Origin of the sequence: Roseateles chitinivorans (assembly GCF_050632145.1) — a bacterium.
GTDB lineage: Bacteria > Pseudomonadota > Gammaproteobacteria > Burkholderiales > Burkholderiaceae_C > Roseateles > Roseateles chitinivorans_B.
On the sequence record NZ_CP192577.1, the window covers coordinates 960,155 to 981,274 of the forward strand.

General features: G+C 69.0%; 19 protein-coding genes. 6 read left to right on the forward strand and 13 right to left on the reverse strand.

The genetic code is table 11. The features are described from left to right. Positions 1 to 54 precede the first annotated feature (54 nt). The 4 genes from ACQ86G_RS04425 to yajC form a co-directional block, all read right to left on the reverse strand. Positions 55 to 2,448 carry a DUF1631 family protein gene (locus ACQ86G_RS04425; RefSeq protein WP_431259504.1) on the reverse strand — a complete coding sequence of 798 codons (2,394 nt, stop codon included), beginning with the start codon at positions 2,446 to 2,448 and terminating at the stop codon, positions 55 to 57. Positions 2,449 to 2,481: 33 nt separating this feature from the next. Beyond that, complete coding sequence (gene secF, locus ACQ86G_RS04430; RefSeq protein WP_431259505.1) at positions 2,482 to 3,516, reverse strand: protein translocase subunit SecF; 1,035 nt, start codon at positions 3,514 to 3,516, stop codon at positions 2,482 to 2,484. A gap of 38 nt (positions 3,517 to 3,554) precedes the next feature. Further along, positions 3,555 to 5,462, reverse strand: a complete 1,908-nt coding sequence (gene secD, locus ACQ86G_RS04435) for a protein translocase subunit SecD (RefSeq protein ID WP_431259506.1) — start codon at positions 5,460 to 5,462, stop codon at positions 3,555 to 3,557. A gap of 152 nt (positions 5,463 to 5,614) precedes the next feature. Further along, the gene (yajC, locus tag ACQ86G_RS04440) at positions 5,615 to 5,944 is read right to left on the reverse strand and encodes a preprotein translocase subunit YajC (RefSeq protein WP_431101423.1); all 330 of its coding nucleotides are present in this window, start codon (positions 5,942 to 5,944) and stop codon (positions 5,615 to 5,617) included. Positions 5,945 to 6,161: 217 nt separating this feature from the next. On the opposite strand from yajC, the gene ACQ86G_RS04445 reads away from it, so the two are divergent. Then, positions 6,162 to 6,827 (forward strand): GntR family transcriptional regulator, encoded by a 666-nt coding sequence (locus ACQ86G_RS04445; protein WP_431259507.1) that lies wholly within the window; start codon positions 6,162 to 6,164, stop codon positions 6,825 to 6,827. Between the two features lie 18 nt (positions 6,828 to 6,845). Here the strand turns inward: ACQ86G_RS04445 and ACQ86G_RS04450 are convergent, their stop codons facing one another. Both ACQ86G_RS04450 and ACQ86G_RS04455 read right to left on the reverse strand, forming a co-directional pair. Then, positions 6,846 to 7,445 carry a hypothetical protein gene (locus ACQ86G_RS04450; RefSeq protein ID WP_431259508.1) on the reverse strand — a complete coding sequence of 200 codons (600 nt, stop codon included), beginning with the start codon at positions 7,443 to 7,445 and terminating at the stop codon, positions 6,846 to 6,848. Positions 7,446 to 7,569: 124 nt separating this feature from the next. Further along, positions 7,570 to 8,592: a DMT family transporter gene (locus tag ACQ86G_RS04455; protein ID WP_431259509.1), complete on the reverse strand. Its 1,023-nt coding sequence runs from the start codon at positions 8,590 to 8,592 to the stop codon at positions 7,570 to 7,572. A 100-nt stretch (positions 8,593 to 8,692) separates the two neighbouring features. Between ACQ86G_RS04455 and ACQ86G_RS04460 the strand changes: the two genes are divergently transcribed. Together ACQ86G_RS04460 and ACQ86G_RS04465 are read left to right on the forward strand one after the other, a co-directional pair. Then, on the forward strand, positions 8,693 to 9,589 hold the full coding sequence (locus ACQ86G_RS04460; protein WP_431259510.1) for a LysR family transcriptional regulator: 897 nt from the start codon (positions 8,693 to 8,695) through the stop codon (positions 9,587 to 9,589). Beyond that, positions 9,586 to 11,115 (forward strand): glycine betaine ABC transporter substrate-binding protein, encoded by a 1,530-nt coding sequence (locus ACQ86G_RS04465; protein ID WP_431259511.1) that lies wholly within the window; start codon positions 9,586 to 9,588, stop codon positions 11,113 to 11,115. Before ACQ86G_RS04460 ends, ACQ86G_RS04465 begins: the two co-directional genes overlap by 4 nt. A 33-nt stretch (positions 11,116 to 11,148) precedes the next feature. Here the strand turns inward: ACQ86G_RS04465 and ACQ86G_RS04470 are convergent, their stop codons facing one another. The 6 genes from ACQ86G_RS04470 to ACQ86G_RS04495 all read right to left on the reverse strand — a co-directional run bounded on the left by ACQ86G_RS04470 (position 11,149) and on the right by ACQ86G_RS04495 (position 16,819). Then, positions 11,149 to 12,081: an HDOD domain-containing protein gene (locus ACQ86G_RS04470; RefSeq protein ID WP_431259512.1), complete on the reverse strand. Its 933-nt coding sequence runs from the start codon at positions 12,079 to 12,081 to the stop codon at positions 11,149 to 11,151. Positions 12,082 to 12,389: 308 nt separating this feature from the next. Beyond that, complete coding sequence (locus ACQ86G_RS04475; protein ID WP_431259513.1) at positions 12,390 to 13,121, reverse strand: ABC transporter ATP-binding protein; 732 nt, start codon at positions 13,119 to 13,121, stop codon at positions 12,390 to 12,392. Between the two features lies 1 nt (position 13,122). Continuing rightward, positions 13,123 to 14,841 carry an ABC transporter permease subunit gene (locus tag ACQ86G_RS04480; RefSeq protein ID WP_431261333.1) on the reverse strand — a complete coding sequence of 573 codons (1,719 nt, stop codon included), beginning with the start codon at positions 14,839 to 14,841 and terminating at the stop codon, positions 13,123 to 13,125. Positions 14,842 to 14,980: 139 nt separating this feature from the next. Next, positions 14,981 to 16,015 (reverse strand): branched-chain amino acid ABC transporter permease, encoded by a 1,035-nt coding sequence (locus ACQ86G_RS04485; protein WP_431259514.1) that lies wholly within the window; start codon positions 16,013 to 16,015, stop codon positions 14,981 to 14,983. A 247-nt stretch (positions 16,016 to 16,262) separates the two neighbouring features. Then, entirely contained in the window at positions 16,263 to 16,433 is a 171-nt protein-coding gene (locus ACQ86G_RS04490) for a hypothetical protein (protein WP_431259515.1), read from the reverse strand. Between the two features lie 32 nt (positions 16,434 to 16,465). Then, the gene (locus ACQ86G_RS04495) at positions 16,466 to 16,819 is read right to left on the reverse strand and encodes a hypothetical protein (protein ID WP_431259516.1); all 354 of its coding nucleotides are present in this window, start codon (positions 16,817 to 16,819) and stop codon (positions 16,466 to 16,468) included. Between the two features lie 312 nt (positions 16,820 to 17,131). On the opposite strand from ACQ86G_RS04495, the gene ACQ86G_RS04500 reads away from it, so the two are divergent. Next, positions 17,132 to 17,368, forward strand: coding sequence for a hypothetical protein (locus ACQ86G_RS04500; protein ID WP_067278790.1), 237 nt, complete (start codon positions 17,132 to 17,134; stop codon positions 17,366 to 17,368). 21 nt (positions 17,369 to 17,389) lie between these two features. Here ACQ86G_RS04500 and ACQ86G_RS04505 read toward each other — a convergent pair whose 3' ends face one another. Next, positions 17,390 to 17,950 carry a thymidine kinase gene (locus ACQ86G_RS04505; protein WP_431259517.1) on the reverse strand — a complete coding sequence of 187 codons (561 nt, stop codon included), beginning with the start codon at positions 17,948 to 17,950 and terminating at the stop codon, positions 17,390 to 17,392. Positions 17,951 to 18,481: 531 nt separating this feature from the next. On the opposite strand from ACQ86G_RS04505, the gene ACQ86G_RS04510 reads away from it, so the two are divergent. Both ACQ86G_RS04510 and selD read left to right on the forward strand, forming a co-directional pair. Then, positions 18,482 to 19,993, forward strand: coding sequence for a DTW domain-containing protein (locus ACQ86G_RS04510; protein ID WP_431259518.1), 1,512 nt, complete (start codon positions 18,482 to 18,484; stop codon positions 19,991 to 19,993). Positions 19,994 to 20,018: 25 nt separating this feature from the next. Then, positions 20,019 to 21,095 (forward strand): selenide, water dikinase SelD, encoded by a 1,077-nt coding sequence (gene selD, locus ACQ86G_RS04515; protein WP_431259519.1) that lies wholly within the window; start codon positions 20,019 to 20,021, stop codon positions 21,093 to 21,095. Positions 21,096 to 21,120: the final 25 nt, after the last annotated feature.

Below are 21,120 nucleotides of genomic sequence, written 5' to 3' on the forward strand. Positions count from 1 at the left end.
GAACCGGCCCCGCATCGCGGCGCCGGTTTTTTCATGGCGAGCGGCAGGCCGGCCTCAGGCGAGCAGGCGGCTGGGGTCGACTTCGAGCTTGGCGAGCGCGTTGCGTGTCGCCTTCACGGTGAGCGATTCGTCCTGCGCCGGCAGCATCAGCCCCGCCTGCAGGAACGCGGCCAGCCGGTTCAGCTGGAACAGCACGCCGCGCCCCTGTGGCGAAACGAACAGGATCAGGTGGTGTCGCAGCCCGCGCCAGACGAGCTGGACCGGCTCGACGCGGCCACGGTAGTCCAGCATGTACCAGCTGCCGACCTGCAGTTCGCGCGCCCAGGCCAGCATCGCCGTCGTCGGCGCCGCGCCGCCCTCGGCGACCACTTCCAGTCCTTCGCACTCATGGCTGGACAGGTCGCGCACCAGCGTCTCGTTGATCTCGCCGGAATCGGGCGACGGGAGCATCGCCTCCAGCGTCTCGAGCTGGCTCATCAGGTCGTCCAGCCGCTCGCGCGGAATGGCGGCAGTCTTGGCCGTGAACGCCGCCGCCAGGGCGTTGTTCAGCGACCGGATGTGCTCGTCCTGGCGCTCATGCGTCAGCCCCGCGTGACCCATGCCGTCGCGCAGCGTCTTCAACAGCGGCGGCAGGCGACGGATCACTTCGGCCCGATCCTCGCGCGACACCTTCGCGCTCGCCGACCAGATCAGATCGGCCGCGGCACGCTTCATCGCCTTGGTCTGCTCGGCCTGAGGTCCGTAACGCACGCCGGTCACCGCCAGCACATCCGCCCAGACCTGGAACAGGAAGTCGCGCACGCCGTCCTGGACCGGGACCTCGGACAGCATCTTACGCAGCTCGATGGTGTACTGGATCGCCAGCGTCTCGCGCTGCTCGACCTGCTGGGCAAGCGACACCCCCTTCTTCGAGACCTCGTTCTCCTGCTCGAAGTAGTGGTCGAGGAATTTCTCGAATTCGGTCAGCACCGTCTGGAAGACCCGTCGGCCGGTGTCGGGATAGGCCTCGACGACCTGCACCACCCGCTTGATCTCGCGCTCGAGCGCGTCGCCGATCTCAGCGGTCGACGTGCTGAAGCCCATCACGCATGAGCCCATCCGGTCGATCAGGCGGCGCGCGGGGTGGTCGTCGGTGGCGAAGAAATCCGGCTCGCCGACCGCCACCCGCAATACCGGCATCTGCAGTCGCGCGAACCAGACACGGATCGCCGGCGGGATGCGCTCCTCCTGCAGGATGGCCTGGAACAGCAGCGCGACCAGTTCGATCGTGGCGCGCTCGGCCGGCGTATCGGCCGCATTCTTCAGGACCTGCTTCAGGGCCTGGTTGCGGTGGCGGATCTCGTCCAGCGCCTGTGGCGCGGTCAGGTCCTGATCGACGGTCGGCACCTTGTCGGCGCGGCGCTGCACCGCTTCCTGCGCATGATTGATCGCGGCGCTCAGCCGCGGCGAGCCGGTCCGCGTCGGCGGGCCGCCCGGATGTCCGGACATCGTCCCCGGACCGGCCGGCGCGGCGGGTAGTCCGCTGCGCGTCGCCGGTCCCGCCGCCGGCATGCCGGAACGGGTCGGCGTCGGTGCCTGGGGTTGCCGTGGCGGTTGCGCCAGTTCCGGCACATGCCGCGCGAGCACGCGCTGCAGCTGCGCCATCACCTGCTGGGCCGACTGGCTCGCCGGCGTACCCACCGGGCCGGCGGCCTGAGCGCCCACCTGCCCGGCCTGAGGCGCGATGCCGCCGTGCGCCTGACCCACGCCCTGCGCGGGACCCAGTGGCGCCGCCTGCGTCATGCCTCCCGCCGGCGCGTTGCGACGGATGAAGGGACGCAGGTCCACCTCGGGCATCACCCCCTGCTGGATCAGCCAGTGGTTGGCCTCGTGATAGGCCTCGTTCAGCAGCTGGGAGAACTCATGGTGCAGCCAGCGCTGCAGCATCTGCCAGACCGAGCTGCTCAACCCGGCTTCGAACCAGGCGTCCAGCACCAGCCGCGCCAGCACCTGCGCACGCAGCAGGTCCTGTTGCGGCAGGTCCTCGATGCGCTCCAGCGACTGCATCCGGTTGCGCAGGTCGCTGAATTCCCAGCTGGCCTTGTCCATCATCGCCAGCGCCAGGCGCGAGGCGATGATCTCGCGCTCGATCGTGTCGTCGCTGACGAGGGTCAGGTTCTGCGGTCGCGAGGACAGCGAGGCCGACCGCGAGTCGCCCGCACCGTGGTGGAACGCGTGCCGCAGCGACTTGCCCAGCCGCGCATGCCACGGTGTCGAGGCGCGCTGCCACGCCTCGAAGGCGTCGCGGCGGGCCATCTGCAGCGCATGCTCGGCCGGCTGCATGAGCTGATCCTGCACCGCCGTGGTGAGGATGGCCACCATGGCGGGCAGCCCTCGCAGCAGCACCTCCGTGTGGACGCGCCGCGCTTGCGAAGCCAGGGCCTGGGATCTTGCGTCGGCGGCGGTCATCGAGCTCGAGTTTGAGGAGTGCGGATGACTCTACTACACCACCGCGCCCGCGTTGGGGTCATCCGGGTCGCCGGCCTTGGCGGGGCCCGCCTTGACCAGGTCCTCGCGCTTGACGCCCAGCCACATCGCGATCGCCGCAGCCACGAAGACCGACGAGTAGATGCCGAACAGGATGCCGATCGTCAGCGCCACCGCGAAGTAGTGCAGCGTGGGGCCGCCGAACAGCAGCATCGACAGCACCATCATCTGCGTCGAACCGTGCGTGATGATCGTGCGGCTGATCGTGGACGTGATCGCGTGGTCGATGACCTCGTGGGTGTTGAGCTTGCGGTACTTCCGGAAGGCCTCGCGGATCCGGTCGAAGATGACCACCGACTCGTTCACCGAGTAGCCCAGCACCGCCAGGATCGCCGCCAGCACCGCCAGCGAGAACTCCCACTGGAAGTAGGCGAAGAAGCCCAGGATGATCACCACGTCGTGCAGGTTGGCGATGATGCCGGCCACGGCGAACTTCCACTCGAAGCGGAAGGCCAGGTAGAGCATGATGCCGATGACGGTGAAGCCCAGCGCGTAGGCGGCGTCGTGCGCCAGCTCGGCGCCGACCGACGGCCCGACCACCTCGCTGCGGGTCAGCTTCAGCGGTTCGGCGTCGCCGACCGCGCAGGCCTGACGGGTCACCGCCTCGCCCTGCGGCGTGACCTCCTGGTGCTGGACGACCTGGCCCTTCTCGGACTTGCACAGCTCGCCGAACACGCGGCTGACCAGCACGTCCTGCTTGACGTCAGGCTTGACCGGCAGCCGGATCATGACGTCGCGCGAGGTGCCGAAGTTGGTCACCTGGATCTCGCCGAAGCCCATCTGCTCGACGGTATGGCGTGTCTTGTTGATGTCCGCGGCCTGGGCGTACTGGACCTCGACCACCGTGCCGCCGGTGAACTCGATCGAGAAGTGCAGGCCCTTCGTGAGCAGGAAGAAGACTGCGGCGATGAAGGTGAGGAAGGACACGGCGTTGAGGATCAACGCGTGTTTCATGAACGGGATGTCCCGTTTGATTCGGAAGAATTCCATGGCGTTGTGCGCTCGCTTCTCTTCGGGGGCCGCAGCCGTTACTTGGCCTCGACGGCCTCGGCCGCCGATTCGGTCGACAGCGCGGTCGTGCCGGGCTTCCAGACGGTGCCGATGGACACGGACTTCAGCCGCTTGCGGCCGCCGTACCAGAGATTGACCAGTGCGCGCGAGAACATCACCGACGAGATCATCGAGGTGATGATGCCCAGGCAGTGCACCACCGCGAAGCCCTTGATCGGACCCGAGCCGAAGGCCAGCAGCGCCAGGCCCGCGATCAGCGTCGTCACGTTGGAGTCCAGGATGGTCGCCCAGGCGCGCTCGTAGCCGGCGTGGATCGCCTGCTGCGGCGCGAGGCCGGCGCGCAGTTCCTCGCGCACCCGCTCGTTGATCAGCACATTGGCGTCGATGGCCATGCCCAGCACCAGCGCGATCGCCGCGATGCCCGGCAGGCTCAGCGTGGCCTGCAGCATCGACAGCACCGCCAGCAGCAGCAGCAGGTTGAAGCCCAGCGCCACCGCGGAGAACACGCCGAACATCATGTAGTACAGGCACATGAAGACGGCCACCGCGACGAAGCCCCAGGTCACCGACGCGATGCCCTTGTCGATGTTGTCCTTGCCCAGCGACGGGCCGATGGTGCGTTCCTCGATGATCTCCATCGGCGCGGCCAGCGAGCCGGCGCGCAGCAGCAGCGCGGTGTCGCTGGCTTCCTGCGTGGACATGGCGCCGCCGGTGATCGAGAAGCTGTTGCCCAGCTCGCCGCGGATGACCGGCGCGGTCACGACCTGACCCTTGCCCTTCTCGAACAGCAGGATGGCCAGGCGCTTGCCGATGTTCTCGCGCGAGACGTCCTTGATGACGCGGGCGCCCTTGGCGTCCATCTTCAGCGTCACGGAGGGCTGGTGGTTCTCGTCGAAGCTCGGCTGCGCGTCGTTCAGGTTGTCGCCGGTGACGACGACCTGGCGCTTGACGATGATCGGCGTGACGCCGTCCTTCTCGGTGAAGCGCTCGGTGCCGAAGGGCACCGGGCCCGTGCCGGACAGCGCGGCCGTGGCCTCGGCGCTGTCGTCCACCATGCGCATCTCCAGCGTCGCGGTGCGGCCGATGATGTCCTTGGCCTTGGCCGTGTCCTGCACGCCCGGCAGCTGGACGACGACGCGGTCGCGGCCCTGCTGCAGGATCACCGGCTCGGCGACGCCCAGCTCGTTGACACGGTTGTGCAAGGTGGTGATGTTCTGCTTGATCGCGGCGTCCTGGACGGCGATCACCGCCTTGGGCGTCAGCGAGCCGGTCAGGCGCAGCTCGGTGCCGGCGCCGGACGGCGTCCAGGCGAAGTCGGGCACCTGGTCGCGCAGCAGGTTCTGTGCCTGCGTGCGGGTGGCCTCGTCGCGGAAGTTGATGGCGACGTCGTTGCCCTCGCGGCTCACGCCGGCATGGCGGATGGTCTTGTCGCGCAGCATCGTGCGGACGTCGGAGGCCATCGACTCGGCCTTCTTCGTCAGCGCGGACTTCATGTCGACCTGCATCAGGAAGTGCACGCCGCCGCGCAGGTCCAGGCCCAGGTACATCGGGAACGCGTGCAGCGCGGTCAGCCAGGCCGGCGACCGCGACACGAGGTTCAGCGCGACGATGTAGGTGGGGTCGGACGTCTCGTTGCCGTTCAGGGCCTTGGCGATCGCGTCCTTCGCCTTGATCTGGGCGTCGGTGTCGTGGAAGCGCGCCCGGATCGAGCTGCCCTCCAGGTGCACGAAGTCGGGCGTGACGCCGACCTGCGTGATCGCCTGCTCGACGCGCTGGCGCACCGCGTCGTCGATCTTGACGACGACCTTGGCGCTGGACACCTGCACCGCCGGCGCTTCGCCGAACAGGTTGGGGAGCGTGTAGATCAGGCCGACGAGCAGCGCCACGACGAGCAGCGCGTACTTCCACAGCGGATAACGGTTCATGAGGAGGTCCTCTGCAAACCAGGCGCCGGGTCGGCCGATGCGGGGCATCGTGCCGGGGCGCCTCTGAAAACCGACCCGGCGCGTGCGTCGCACGGGCCGGGTCGTCAGGGGCGGTCACGCCGGACGCGGCCGCCCCGGGTCGGGGTTTCGAATTATTTCGAGACGGTGCCCTTGGGCAGGACCTGCACGACGGACGTGCGCTGGACCTGGATCTCGACGCCGGAGGCGATCTCGACGGTCAGGTACTGCTCGCCGATCTTGACGACCTTGCCGAGCATGCCGCCGCCGGTGATGACCTCGTCGCCCTTGGCCAGGGCCTCGACCATCGTCTTGTGCTCCTTCTGGCGCTTCATCTGGGGACGGATCATCACGAAGTACATGACGACGAAGACGGCCACCAGGGGCAGCATCTGCAGGAAGCCGCCGGTCGGGTCGGACGAGGCGGCACCCGCGGTCTGGGCAAAAGCGTTGGAAATAAACACGTCGATATCCCTCAGGAATTGCGTTGGCGCCGGCCCGCGGGCCGGAGCGCCGCCGGACACGAGGTCCTGGCGTACGGAAGAACCGGTGATTGTATGCGGCCCATCCGTCCGGCCCGGCACCGGTCGGACGCGGATTTAACTGGGGTTGACCTGCGCAAACTCAATCCGATGCCGCCCCGGGGATACCCGCACGCCGGACCTGCGATGATCCGCGCCCATGACTTCGGACACCCTCGAGCTGCAGGACGTCGACAAGCGCCGCCAGGCGGACCAGGCCTACGACGCGATAGAGACGCTGATCGCGACCTTGCAGTTGCGCCCCGGCGCGCCGGTGGTGGAATCGGCGTTGATCGCGCGGATCGGGCTGGGCCGGACGCCGACGCGCGAGGCGCTGATGCGGCTGGTCGCCAGCGGCCTGATCACGCAGCAGCCGCGGCGCGGCCTGCTGGTCAGCGACATGCCGCTGGCGGAGCACCTGGACCTGCTGGAAGCGCGACGGCCGCTGGAGCGGCTGATCGCGTGCTGCTCGGCCCGCCGGGCCTCACCGGCGCAACGCTCGGCACTGATGGCCTGCGCCGCCCTCATGGCCGAGGCGGCCGAGCGGCATGACCTCGAGGCCTACATGCGCGTGGACCAGTCGCTGGACCGGGTCAACCACACGGCCTGCCGCAACCGGTACGCGGTCGCGGCGGTGCTGCCGATGATCATCCAGTGCCGGCGCTTCTGGTATGCGTACCGGCACCTGGGCGACGTCGCCGTCGGCGCGCGCGCGCATCAGCAGCTCGCGGAGGCGATCGCCGGCGGGGACGGCGAGGCCGCCGCGTCGGCCTCGGACGTCCTGATGGATCACCTGCGCGCGTTCACGCAGCGGGTGATCGCCTGACAGTCCTGTGGCGCCCGCTCACCGGAAGCGCACGCGGGCGACGCTGATCTGCGTCGTGCCGTCCGGCAGCGGCTTCACCGAGACGACGCGAAAATCCTTCGGCAGGCCGACCTTGTAGAGCTGACCGCCGGCATCGGGCTTGTCGTCGTCGCAAGTCAGCGGACCACCGTCCTTCGGCTTGCCGCGCGGGGCGTCGGCGGCGCCGCAGTCCAGCGGCGTGCCGTAGCGCGACAGCGCACGGCGGTAGAACTTCCCGACACGATCGACTTCGTCCCTGCTCTGGAATTTTCCGGCCGCCAGCTGCATGCCGAACAGCCCGCCCCACAGGCTCATCTGCACGCTCGACTTGTCCTCGTCGCGATCCTTGTAGGGCACGGCGCCGGGGTAGAGCGGCGTCTCGAGACCGGCACCATCGGTCCTGGTGTCGACGCGGATGCCGGCACCGAACCCTTCCGCCGCGGGAGGGGGCGGCGCCGGCTGCGCGCAGGCACCGAGCGCCAGCGTGACGGCGCCGACGAGCAATGCGGCGCGAGGCATCCGGACAGGCGGGCGGCAGGCGGCGGACGGCGCCGGCGAGGACGCTGGCAAGGACAGCGAGGAGGTCGACGGCTGGATCACGGAGCGCTCCCTGGTTCGTGGTGTGCGACGCACTCTACGAAGGGGCGCGGTGGGGAGCACCCATGCGGCGACCAACTGCGGCTCCGGACGGACAGGCCGCATCGATGGCGGAGAAGCCGCGTCCTCAGGCCTGACGGCGCAAGGTCCACAGCGCGACGGCGATGAGTCCGACGCCCGCCATCTGCGACAGACTCAGCGCCCGGCCATAAACCGCCCAGTCGACCAGCACCGCGGTCCCGGGATAGACGAACTGCAGCACCGCGATGCGGCCGGTGCCGAGCCGCGCCATGCCCGCGTACAGCACGACATACGCCAGCCCCGTGTGCAGCACGCCGAGTCCCGCCAACCAGCCCCAGGAAGCGCCCAACGCCGGCAGCCCGTGCATCAGAGGCCACGGCAGCACCACCACGGCGCCCACGAGGCACTGCCCCGCCGACAGCGCGAACGAACCGGCGCGTTCGGCCTCGAGCTTGGCGATGAAACTCGCCGCCGCGTAACTCACTGAACCGAGCAGGCACATCCCCACCCCGAGCGCGTAGCCCGGCAGTCGCAGGGCGCCGCCGGTCGAGCCGACCGGCGCGAATGCCTCATCCGCGATGCCGGTGGCCAGCGCGAGGCCACACAAGGCGATGGCGGCGGCCATCCACTGGGCGCGCGTCACGCGTTCGCGCAGCCAGAACGCCCCCATCGCCATCAACCAGAAGGGCTGCACATGGAAGACGACCGTCGACACGGCGATCGAGCAGCGCGGAATGGCCGCGAAGAACAGCCCCCAATTCACGACGGTGAGCAGACCCACGGCAAGGACCGCCGCCAGCGCGCGCCCGCGCAGCCGCACGAGTTCGCCGAGTCGGCCGCGCGCGGCGCCCCACAGCAACAGGGCCGCGAGCCCGAACACACAACGGAACCACACCGTCGTTGCCGGGTCCTGCGCCGCCTCCTCGACGAACACGCCGATCGTGCCGAGCAGCAATCCGCCACCGACCATGAGCGCCAGGCCTTCGTGCTGGCGACGGCCCTGCGTGTCCGGGCCGGCCGGCGAGGCCTCGACGACGGAGGCCTCGCCAGTGCCGGGCCCAGTTCCGGTGGCAGCCCTGGTGGAGGGGATGTTGGCATCCGCGGCGGATGGCACGAGCGATGAGGACATGCGACGAGTCTCGGGCGCCACCTGCATCCGGCAAAGCGAATCCTTTTCACGTTTAGCATCAGGGAATCGAATGGAAGCCCATGATGGGCAGAGGACCCGGATGCCCTCGACCGACCTTCAACTGGATTGGCTGCGCGCCTTCGTGGCGGCGGTGGATGCCGGCTCGCTGACGGCGGCGGGCGTGCTGGTTCACCGCTCGCAATCCGCACTGAGCATGCAGATCGCCAAGCTGGAACAGGCGGTTGGCCAGCCGGTGCTGGTGCGCACGCCGCGACGGCTGGACCTCACGCCAGCGGGACGCGAACTGCTGGGCCACGCGCGCCGCCTGATCGCCCAGCACGACGAGGCGGTCCAGTCGCTCCGACGCGAGACGCTGCATGGCCGGCTCACGATCGGCGTGCCGGAGGACTACGCCCTGCCCTACCTCACCCCGGTGTTGCGGGACTTCGCCGGTCGGCACACGGCGGTGGAACTGACCCTGGTCTGCCAGCAGTCGACGGTCCTCATCCCCCGCGTGTCGCGCGGCGAAGTCGACGTGGCCGTCGTGACGCGTGATCGCGCCGGGCGCGGACGGCCGCTGTTCGACGAGCCGCTGGCCTGGTTCGGCGCGCCGCGCTTCGAGGCGTGGCGGCAGACGCCGCTGCCCGTCGCGGTGTACGAATCGGGCAGCCTCGCGCGCAAGGCGGCGCTGTCCGCGCTGACGGCGTTGAAGCGGCCGCACCGCATCGTCTGCGACAGCGCGAGCCCGGCCGGCATGCTGGCGGCGGTCGAGAGCGGCCTGGCCATCGCGCTGTTCACACGCTGCAGCGTGCCCGAGGGCATGGAACTGCTGGACGAACGGCACGGCATGCCGCCCGCCACCTCGCTGCCGGCGATGTCGGTGGTGCTGATGCGCAGCAAGGCATCGGCGGGCTCGGCAGCCGCCGACGCCTTCGCGGGCCAGGTCTTGCGCACGCTGGCGCGCAGCCGGACAGGCTCGACTATGCTGCGCCGATGATGCTGATCCGCTGGCTGCGGCCGCTCCTTCTCCTGCTGGTTTGCGCTGCGCTCACGGGCGCGCCGGGCGCCTGGGCCGCGGAGCCGCTGCGCATCGGCTCCAAGCGGTTCACGGAGAGCTACATCCTCGCCGAGGTGATCGCGCAGACGGTGCGCGCCGACGACCCGGACGCCGAGGTCGAGATCCGTCAGGGCCTGGGCAACACGGCCATCGTCCACGCCGCGCTGAAGGCCGGCAGCATCGACGTCTACCCGGAATACCTCGGCACGATCGAGCGGGAGATCCTCGGTCACGCGACCACCGGCGCGCCGCTCGAACAACTGCAGGCGGAACTGCGCCCGCTCGGCCTCGCGATCGGCGTGCCGCTCGGCTTCAACAATGGCTACGCGCTGGCGATGCGTTCAGCGCAGGCGCGCGAACTCGGTCTCACCGCGCTGTCCCAGTTGAAAGGGCAGCCGGCGTTGAAGCTCGGCCTGAGCAACGAGTTCCTGGGCCGCGCGGACGGCTGGCCGGGTCTGACGAAACGCTATGCGCTGCCGCAGACGCCCACCGGGCTCGATCACGGGCTCGCGTATCGCGCGCTCGCCGATGCCCAGATCGATGTCACCGACGTGTACACGACCGACGCGCAGATCGCGGCGCTCGACCTCACGGTCCTGGCCGACGACGGGCGATTCTTCCCGCGCTACGACGCGGTGCTGCTGTATCGCATCGATCTGCCGCAGCGGCATCCGCGCGCCTGGGCTGCCTTGCAGACGCTGCGCGGGCGCATCGACGAGACCGCGATGATCGCGATGAACGCGCAGGCGGAGGTCAAGCGCCAGCCGTTCGACGCGATCGCACGCGAGTTCCTCGCGAAACGAGGCTCGACGCCCGGGTCTGCCGGGCCGGTCAAGTCGGGCTTGTGGACGAGATTGACCGGGCCGGACCTCGGACGCCTCACGGGGCAGCACCTGGCGCTCGTGCTTGGCGCCGTCGCGCTGGCCACGCTGATCGGCGTGCCGCTGGCCGTCGCGCTGCACCCCTGGCCGCGCTGGCGCGAAACGCTGCTGGCCGTCTGCGCACTGCTGCAGACCGTGCCCTCGCTGGCGATGCTGGCGCTGTTGATCTGGGCGATGAACCGGATCGGGCCGGTGCCGGCGCTGGTGGCGCTGACCCTCTATGCGCTGCTGCCGGTGCTGAGCAACTGCACCGTCGGTCTCAGCGAGGTCCCCGAGGGCTTGACCACCGCCGCCAAGGCGCTCGGGCTCACGCGGGGTCAGGTGCTGCGGTCGGTGCAGCTGCCGCTGGCCTTGCCGGTCATGCTGGCGGGCCTGCGCACGGCGACCAGCCTGTCGGTCGGCACCGCCACGATGGCAGCCTTCATCGGCGCCGGGGGTTACGGGGAGCGCATCGTCACCGGGCTCGCGTTGAACGACCAGACCTTGCTGCTCGCGGGCGCACTGCCCGCGGCGGCGCTGGCGCTGCTCTTCGAAGGCGTGTTCGGATGGATGGCCTGGAAACTGGCGGAGCGCCACGGCGCCTGACGCTGGCGGCGCGCGCCGGCGCCGTCGATGGGCTCAGAGCTCGCCGGCCGTGAACTCGCGTTCCAGGTCCGCATAGCAGCGCTGCTGCGCGGCGGACCAGTCGCCCAATTGCGCGGCCTGCAGTCCAGGCTGCATCAGCTGGCGCAGCGCGACCGCCTGCGCCTGCCGCACCAGATGCGCCAGCACGACGGACTCGGCGCCCCGGCCCGGGCGCGGCGCCAGCGCCTCGGCGACCTGCGGCGGGAAGCCCCAGTGCTCGACGATCTGCGCCGACCATGCGGCCGTGAGCGGCAGCAACTGCCGATGCAGGCCTTCTCGGTCCAGCGGCGGCACCGAAGGCGCGGACATCCCGTCCAGCGCCCGCAGCAGCGCCATCAGGCCGAGTTGTGAACTGAGGCCGGCGAGGTAGGCGGAGAACTCGTCGTCGCCCACATTGGCCAGACGCGCCGTGGCAAATGCGGTGCGCTCGCTGAGGTCCCACAGCAGCGTGCCGGAACGGCTGCCGTAGCGCCCCTTGCCGTGATGGAAGATGGGCCGTAGCGCGACGCTCATCACCAGCTGGTCCAGGCCCTGCTGGCCGAGCACCATCACGGCACCGGCAAGATCGGTGATCTCGCGTTCGGTGCGGTAGCGCGGGGAGTTGGCGAGCCGCATCAGCTCGCCGACCAGACTGGGATCGCGCGACATCAGCTGCACCAGTTCCGTCGACGACACGTTGCTGCGGCGCACGAGGCGCATCAACTGCGGCAGCACGGCGGGCAGGCGGGGCAGCAGGTCGGCCCACTGCGAACCGCGCTGCGCCTGCAGGCGTTGCATCAGCCCCTGCTCGCCAGCCGACGGGGGCACGTCCTTCAGGCGCGACAGGCCGAACAGCCGGGTGCTGAAGTGCAGCCACTCCGGCGAGGCATCGAGCGTGGGGAAGACGATGTCGCCGCCGCTGTACACCGCGGTCTGGGTCGAGACCATGCCAGGGCCCTGCGAGTGCGAGGACGCCGAAGACAGCGTGGGCGGGAGCGGGATGTCGACCGGCCGGACCGGCGGCGGCGCGGACGGCGCCCCCTTCGATGCCCCGCCCGAGGCGGAGGCTCCGCCTGTCGACTTGGAGTCGGCGGAACCGGTGAGCAGTTTGCGGAGGGAGGACAGCAGAGCCATGGCGCGAATTCGACGAATTATGGTCGGCCGGTCACGCGCGGGTGTTTCGTGGGCGTCACGCTTCTCCCCCGATTCGGGGTGGAAAGGGTCGCTTGCGGCGTTTCGTCACGCTGCGGCGGGTCTCACTGCGGCTGGCGACTCGCTCCAAGGTAGGTGTCGATCACCCGCGGATCCTTCGCCAGCGCCGCGGCCGGGCCTTCGAGCGCGATCTCGCCGGTCTCCAGCACGTAGCCGTAGTCGGCGACTTCCAGCGCGGCGCGCGCGTTCTGCTCGATCAGCAGGATGGAGACACCCGCCTCGCGCAGCCGCGCGACGATGCGGAAGACCTCCTTGACGATCAGCGGCGCCAGGCCAAGGCTGGGTTCGTCGAGCATCAGCAGCTTCGGACGGGCCATCAGCGCGCGACCGACGGCCAGCATCTGGCGTTCGCCGCCGGACAAGGTGCCGGCGAGCTGCGCCCGCCGCTCCTTCAAGCGGGGGAAGAGCGCGTAGACGCGCTCCAGTTCGTCACGCCATCCCTTGACGCCCAGGCGCATCGGCCGGAATCCGCCGAGCACCAGGTTGTCCTCGACCGACATCGTGGTGAAGAGTTCGCGCTTCTCGGGAACCAGCGCAAGCCCCTTCATCACCCGATCCTCGAGGCTCAGGCCCTGGATGTCCTCCCCGTCGAAGATCACCTGCCCGCGCGCCGGCAGCACGCCCATCAAGGCATTCAGCGTGGTGCTCTTGCCGGCGCCGTTCGGACCGATGACGGTCACGACCTCCCCTTCCCGCAGGCGTAGGTCGAGGCCCGTCAGCACCTCGGCGCGGCCGTAGCCGGCCTGCAAGCCGGCGACCTTCAGCAACTCGCTCATGTCAGTGTTCCGTTCCCAGGTAGGCCGCGCGCACCTCGGGACTGGCCTGCACCTCGGCGGGCGTGCCCTCGATCAGCTTGGTGCCGAACTCCATCACGACGATGCGGTCCGTCAGGCCCATGACGAAGTCCATGTCGTGCTCGACCAGCAGGATGCTCATGCCTTCGGCGCGCAACTGCCGCAGCACGACGGCCAACGCCTGCTTCTCCTTGTGGCGCAGACCTGCGGCGGGCTCGTCCAGCAGCAGCAGCGACGGGTCGCTGCACAGCGCCCGCGCGATCTCCATCAGGCGTTGCGGCCCGAGCGCCAGGTTGCCCGCGAGTTCATGCAGATGGTCCTGCATGCCGATGCGGCGCAGCTGGGTCTCGGCTTCGGCGAAGAGGCGCTTCTCCTCCGCACGATCGAGACGCAGCATCGCCTGAGCCGTGCCGCTGTGCGAGCGCAGGTAGCCGCCGAGCGCGACGTTCTCCAGCACCGTCATGTCCGCGATCATCTTCACGTACTGGAAGGTCCGCGACAGGCCGCGGCGCGCGATCTGCCGCGCCGGCAGTCCGGTGATGGACTCGCCGGCGAAACGCAGTTCGCCGCTGGTCGCGCCCAGCACGCCGGAGACCAGGTTGAAGGTCGTCGACTTGCCGGCACCGTTCGGCCCGATCAGGCCCATGATCTCGCCCGCGCGCAGCTCGAAGCTGACATCGTTCACGGCCACCAGTCCGCCGAACTGCTTGCGCAGCTTGTCGACCTTCAACAGCACCGAGCCGGCCTGGGGCTTCGCGCGCGACTCGAGTGGGGCAGCCCCCTCCCAGTCCCGCTCGCGAGGCCGTGCGGGCCACCAGCGCGACAGCGCCGCCTGCAGCGAGGGCCACAGGCCTTTCGGCGCGTACTTCAGCATCAGCACCAGCACGACGCCGAGCACGATGATCTCGAAGTTGCCGTTGCTGCCGAGCAGCGCGGGCAGCAGCTCCTTGAGCTGGTCCTCGATGATCTTGAACACACCCGCGCCGACGAACGCGCCCCATACGCTCGACACGCCGCCGACGACCGCCATGAAGAGATATTCGATGCCCATCTTCAGGCCGAAGGGGCTCGGGTTCACGGTGCGCTGGACATGCGCGAAGAGCCAGCCCGAGATCGATGCCAGCAGCGCGGCGATCAGGAAGACCACGACCTTGTAGCGGAAGGTCGAGACACCCATCGATTCGGCCATCACCGTCGCCCCACCGAGCGCCCGGATCGCCCGTCCTGGACGCGAGTCCAGCAGGTTGCGCACGGCGATGGCGCCGAGGATCGCGAACAGCCAGATCAGGTAGTAGATCGCGCGACCGTCGGCGAGGCTGACGCCGAACAGCGTGATCGCCGGCACGCCGAGCAGGCCGTCGTACTTGCCCAGCGACTCCATGTTGGCGATGGTGAAGTTCAGGCTCAGCGCCCAGGCGATCGTCGCCAGCGGCAGGTAGTGCCCCGACATGCGCAGCGTGATCAGGGCCAGTACCAGCGCAATGCCGAGCGTGATCACGAGGCCCGCGGCCAGGCCGATCCAGGGCGAGAGCCCGTAGCGCGCGCTCAGCAGGGCCGTGGTGTACGCGCCGACGCCAACGAAGGCGGCCTGCCCGAACGAGGTCAGCCCGCCCACGCCGGTCAGCAGCACCAGCCCCAGGGCGACGAGCGCGAACATGCCGATGTAGTTGAGCTGGGTGATCCAGAACTCGGGGACCGGCATCAACGGGAGCACCGCGAGCGTGGCGAGCAGCAGCGCCGGAGCGATGCGTCGCGACCACGGGTTGGGAGCGACGGAGGAAGCCACGGTGGCGGCTGGCGTGACGGCGGCCTTCACGGCCGTGGATTGATCGGAGGCCACCTCAATGCTCCTCGTGATGCGGGTCTCGCCAGCTGCGCCACAGCAGCACCGGCAGGATGGAGGTGAAGACGATGACCTCCTTGAAGGCGCTGGCCCAGAACGAGCTGAACGATTCGATCAGTCCGACCAGCAGCGCGCCGAGCGCGGCGCCCGGATAGCTCGACAGCCCCGCGAAGACGGCGGCCACGAAGCCCTTCAGGCCGATGAGGAAGCCGCTGTCGTAGAAGATCGTCGTCGTGGGGCTGATCAGGATGCCCGACAGCGCGCCGATGAAGGCCGCGAGCGTGAACGACAGCCGGCCCGCCGACGTACTGGAGATCCCCATGAGCCGGGCACCGAGCCGGTTCACAGCGGTCGCGCGCAGCGCCTTCCCGTAGAGGCTCTTCTCGAAGAACAGCCACAGCGCGACGATCAGCGCCGCCGAGGCCATCACGATGATCAGCGTCTGGCCCGAGAACATCAGGGGACCCGCCGAATAGCTCGCCTCCCAGAAGCTCGGATTGCGCGAGCCCTCGGCGCCGAAGAACACCAGGCCCAGCCCGGTCAACGCGAAGTGCACGCCGACCGAGACGATCAGCAGCACCAGCACCGAGGCGTCCGCCAGGGACTGATAGGCCAGCCGGTAGAGCAGTCCGCCCATGGGCGTCACGACTGCCAGCGTGAGCAGCGCCTGCGCCACCAGCGGCAACTTCATCGGCGCGAGCCAGAGTGCGCAGAGTCCGATCGCGACGGCGGGCAAGGCGCGTGACGCGATCCGCGCCCATTCGCCCTTGATCCGTCCGGCGCGTGCGGCCGCGATCAGGTCCAGCAGGCCCGCCAGCAACCCCATGGCGATCAGGAAGTGGATCGTCAGCGGGGTATGTCCGAGCTGCAACCCCGCCAGCGTCAATGCGCCGAAGGCGACGAACTCCCCTTGAGGGATGAAGATCACCCGCGTGACCGCGAAGACCAGGACCAGGGCCAGTGCCAGCAGCGCGTAGATCGCGCCGTTGGTCACCCCGTCCAGCACCAGGATGCTTGCAATCGCCCCGTCCACCTTGTCTCCTGTCGTGGTGCCGGGCAAGGCCGTTGGCCGCGCGTCGCCGATGCGTGCCGGCGCCGTCGCGACCGCTCCGAAGGCCGTCGCCCGGGGGTTGGTCGTCCATGGGACGTGTGGCGACCGACTCTAGCGGGAAGCCTTCAGCCGTCCGTCAGTGGATGCCGCATTGACATTTCGCAAGACATTAATCCGACCGGTCGGTCGAAGTTGACGAGCCTTCACACCAGCGGGAGTGGGTCGGAGGTCAGACCGTCTCGAGCTCGTTGCGCAGTGCGTGCAGATGGAGGCACGCCTTCGCGGTGGCGCGGCGCAGATCCAGCTCCTCGCGCTTCGTCCAGACACGGGCGGCATCGCGCTGCCCGAGCGCGATCACGCCGAAGGTCTTGCCGTTGATCTGTCCGGAAACATCCAGCATCGCGCGCCAGGTCGGCGGCGGTTGCAACGCGCTCAGCCGGGGGTCGGCCTGCGCGTCGGCGCAGTTGTAGACCCCTCGGACAGCAGGGCATCGAAATATCCGGGATAGGCAAGCTGCTCGCAGACGGGCCGCTGATGACTTGCGCCGTCGACCGCGTGCGCGCCGAGGCAGCGCAGGCGGTGTTCGCCGGGCTCGCCATCCAGCAGCCAGAGGCTGGCGTGCGAGCTGCGGAAGTAGACGCACAGCGCTTCGCTGACAGCCTGTGCATACCGCTCGGCCAGCTCGCTGGTCGTTTCCAGGCGACTGTCGCGGGCCTCGGTCGCCGGCCATTCCATTTCCTGACTGGCCGCCCGCATGGCGGCAAACAGCCCTTCGATCCTTTCCATCGCTGCGCTCGCTCCCTGTGTGTCCTTGTTGTTGACGCCACGGTGAAACGGCGCGCCGGCATTCTAGGTGTTTTCCCTAGACCGCGCCAAGCACCTTTGGATGGGCGTTCGCCAGAGGGGAACGCAAGCGCCGCCTGCAGCGACGAATGTCTCTTGGAACCGATTCGGGCGACCTTCGCGCGAGGTCATTAGCGATGCCCCGGTACGGGGACGCTCCGGCTTATAGGAAAATACGGGTTTCGCCGTCTGTCCCTGGGGGAACTTGGGACGGTCGGCGCGGCATTTCAAACTCTCATCAGGATCAGGAACAGCGTGGCCAAGGATACGACCAAGACGACCATCGAAGCCGATGGTCTGCGCTATCGCTCTAAAGCGCCGGGTTCGCCGTTCGCGGCAACCTCTTCGTTTGGCGCGGCAACCATGTCGTGCTTCCTCTGCGGCAAGCATCGCCCCCGGGCGCTGCTGAAGTCCCGCAAGCTGCTGGGCAAGTCCCAGCCGGTCTGCGCTCCTTCCTGCAAGGAACTGGAAGAGCAGCTGACCAAGAAGTAAGCCCAGGCTTACCGGGCCTCCTCAAGAGGCCCTGAAGCAGCGTCCACAGACCGCGCGGTAACGGGAGTTGCCGCCGATCTCGACCTGCGCGCCTTCGGTCTGCTTGCGGCCGGCGGCGTCGACACGCATGTTCATCGTGGCCTTGCGGCCGCAATCGCAGATGGTCTTCATCTCGTCCATCTCGTCGGCGAGCGCCAGCAGCGCGGCCGAGCCGGTGAACAGTTCGCCGAGGAAGTCCGTCCGCAGTCCGTAGCAGATCACAGGCACATGGCGCATGTGCGCGATCTCGTGCAGCGACCAGACCTGGTCCTTCGTGAGGAACTGCGCCTCGTCGACAAGGATGCAGGCGATGCCAGGCGACTGCGTGATCAGCGCGCGGAAGTCCGTCTCGCCGTTGAAGACCTCCGCCACCCGCTGCGGACCCAGCCGTGACGTGACCATCCCCTTCCCATAGCGGTCGTCGACCCCTGCGGTGAACAGGCGCACCGCATGACCGCGCTCCTCGTAGTTGTGCGCCACCTGCAGCAGGGCGGTGGACTTGCCGGCATTCATCGCGGCGTAGCGGAAAAACAGTTTGGCCATGGGTCTCGAACGCCCGGGGCGCCGGGCACGCGGGCGATTGTCGGCGTAAAAGCCGCCGTTCGTCGGACGGTGCTTTCACCCCCGGGCAAGCGATGTAGCGGGGCGTCACACGCCCCACCTACTATTGATCGAGAGGGAATCGATGCGCCGACGGGACACGAATCCGCCGGTGCGAACAAGAGCGCCAAGCGAAGCGAGACCATGAGCAAAGACACCTGCACCGCCGTTCGGGATGACGGCCTGCGCTATGCCTCCAAGCTGGGGGGTCGCCGTTCCAGGGTAGCGGCCAGACCCGCTCCTGCTTCAAGTGCGGTCGCCATCGGCCGCCGAGCAGCCTCCAGTCCAAGCGGATCCTGGGCCGGACCGAACTGGTCTGCAAGCCCGCCTGCGAACCGAAGACCTGATTCCCCTCCGGAAGACGTCCTCAGGCAGGACGGGCGGCTTCCGTCGATCGGCGCGAATTGCCACGCCCGCGCGGCTATGGGCACAATCCCCCTTTTCCCCGAAGGCCGGCCCCGCGCCGCTTGATGCATGTCCTCCAGCACCCCGCCGCAAGGCGAAGTGATCTCCTCCGAGTTCCCCGATCAGAAGGCCACCGCCACCGAGACGATGGAGGCCGACCTGACGGCACCCGCGTCGGAGGCCGCAGAGCCCGTGCAGGAAGTTGACGAATCCTCCGGCGAGGTCGCCACCGACGTCGAATCTGGCGAGGTCGCGCCTGTCGGCGCAATGCCTGGTCAGCCGAAGACCGCCGAGGGCGGTCGCGTCGATGTCCAGGCCGTCGCGGCCAAGCTCAAGGAGCTGTTCCCTGCGTTGTTTTCCGGCGGCGCCAAGCCGCTGAAGCTGCGCGTGCAATCCGACATCCAGCAGCGTGCGCCGGGCCAGTTCACCAAGGCGCAGCTGTCCGCATTCCTGCGCCGCTACACGGGCGGCACCGGCTACCTGATCGCACTGACCCGCGCGAAGACACGCTTCGACCTCGACGGCCAACCTGCCGGCGACCTCAGCGACGAACACAGAGTCGCCGCACAGGAAGAACTGACGCGCCGCCGCGGCATCTCCGACGCACGCCGCGCCGAGGAAGATCGCGGTCGCCAGGAACGCGCGCAGTTGCTGCGCGACTTCTCACGCACGACGCTGACGCCGGCGAATTTCTGCGCGCTGAAGGGCCTGACTCAGGAACAGCTGGACGCTCAGCTGAAGCTGGCGCGCGAGGAAGAAGCGCAACAGCCGCCGCGTCCGGAGCGCAATGACCGCCCCCTCGCGGCGGTGAGCACCGTCGTGGTGGCGGACCTCGCGGCGAAGGCCATCCGGGAGGCCCGGGCCAGGGTCCGCGCGGCGACCGTCCGCGCCGTGACGGCCCAGGCCGTCCGAACGACGGACGCAAGCCCCCGCGTCAACCGCGCTGATCTTCCGATGCCTGCCACCGAGGGTGGCCTGAGCGGCCGACGCCCCCTCTGCGAGGGATGCGGACGGCCGCTCGTCGCTTGCTGGTGTGGCTGCGTACGCCCTGTCGAGAACCGCACGTCGCTGCTCATCCTCCAGGATTCCGCCGAGGCAGGGCACGCGAAAGGGACCGCCGCACTGCTGGCGCGGTGTTTGTCGCGCATCGAGCTGAGGATCGGCGAGCGCTTCGAACCGCCGCCGTCCGTCAAGGGACTCGTTCTGCTCTACCCGCGGACATCCGGTGAGCCGCCGAACGGCGCCTCGATCCATCGGACTGCACCAACCGCTTCGGACGCCGACGCCGCCACGACGCTGGTGGCGCTTGATGGCACCTGGCGCGGAAGTCGCCGGTTGCTCGCACTCAACCCTTGGCTTCAAGTGCTGCCGCGGCTCGCCCTCGATGCGCCGCCGCCATCGCGCTACGCCGTTCGCCGCGCCCATGCGGACACGCAGCGCAGCACCCTCGAGGCCTGCGCCTCGGCGCTGGCCGCACTCGACGGTGACGAGGCCCGCTATCTGCCGCTGTGGGAGGCCATGACGGCCTTTGTCGCACTGCAGCAGCGACTGGCAGGCACCCCCACATCCTCGCTGGTTTGAAGCGCCAGGGGTAAGCTGCGCTGCCATGACACCCCTCACCGCCTCCACTGCCCCAACCTCCGAGCCGCGACTGACCTCGCTCTCACACGGCGGCGGGTGCGGCTGCAAGATCGCACCGGGCGTGCTGTCGGAGATCCTCAAGGGCACGAACGCCCTGCCGGTGCCCAAGGAATTGCTGGTCGGCATCGAGACTTCGGACGACGCGGCGGTCTACCGGCTCAACGATGACCAAGCCCTGGTCGCGACCACCGACTTCTTCATGCCGATCGTCGACGACCCGTACGACTTCGGCCGCATCGCCGCGACCAATGCGATCAGCGACGTCTACGCGATGGGCGGGCGACCCATCATGGCGTTGGCACTCGTCGGCATGCCTATCGCGGTGCTGAGCGCAACGACGATCGGGCGCATCCTTGAAGGCGGCGCTTCCATCTGCCGCCAGGCCGGCATCCCGATCGCTGGCGGGCACACGGTCGATTCCGTTGAGCCGATCTATGGACTGGTCGCTCTGGGGCTGGTTCACCCCTCGCGCGTGAAGCGCAACGCGGATGCCAAGGTCGGCGACGTGCTCGTGCTGGGCAAGGCGCTCGGCGTGGGCGTGATGTCGGCGGCGCTGAAGAAAGGCAGACTCGACGATGCGTCCTATCAGCGAATGCTGGAGACGACCACGCTGCTGAACACACCAGGTCCGGAACTCGCAGCTCTCGACGGCGTGCACGCCTTGACCGACGTGACAGGCTTCGGCCTGGCCGGGCATGCGCTCGAGATCGCACGTGCCTCGCGCTGCGGGATCGAGATGGATTGGGCGGCGGTGCCCTTGCTCGAAGGCGTCCGATCCCTGGCCTCCGAGGGCCTGATCACCGGAGCATCCGGGCGCAATTGGTCCGCCTATGGCGCCGAGATTGCGCTCTCCGCCTCACTGCCGACGGGCACGCAGGCACTGCTCAGCGATCCGCAGACCAGCGGCGGCCTGCTCGCGTCATGCACTCCGGAGAGCGTCGACCGCGTGCTGGAAATCTTCGCGCGACACGGCTTCAACGCGGCCACCGTCATCGGTCGCTTGGTCGCACCGGTCGACGGCGCTCGACTGAAGATCAGTTGACACCCGGAAAAAACAAAGGGCCCTC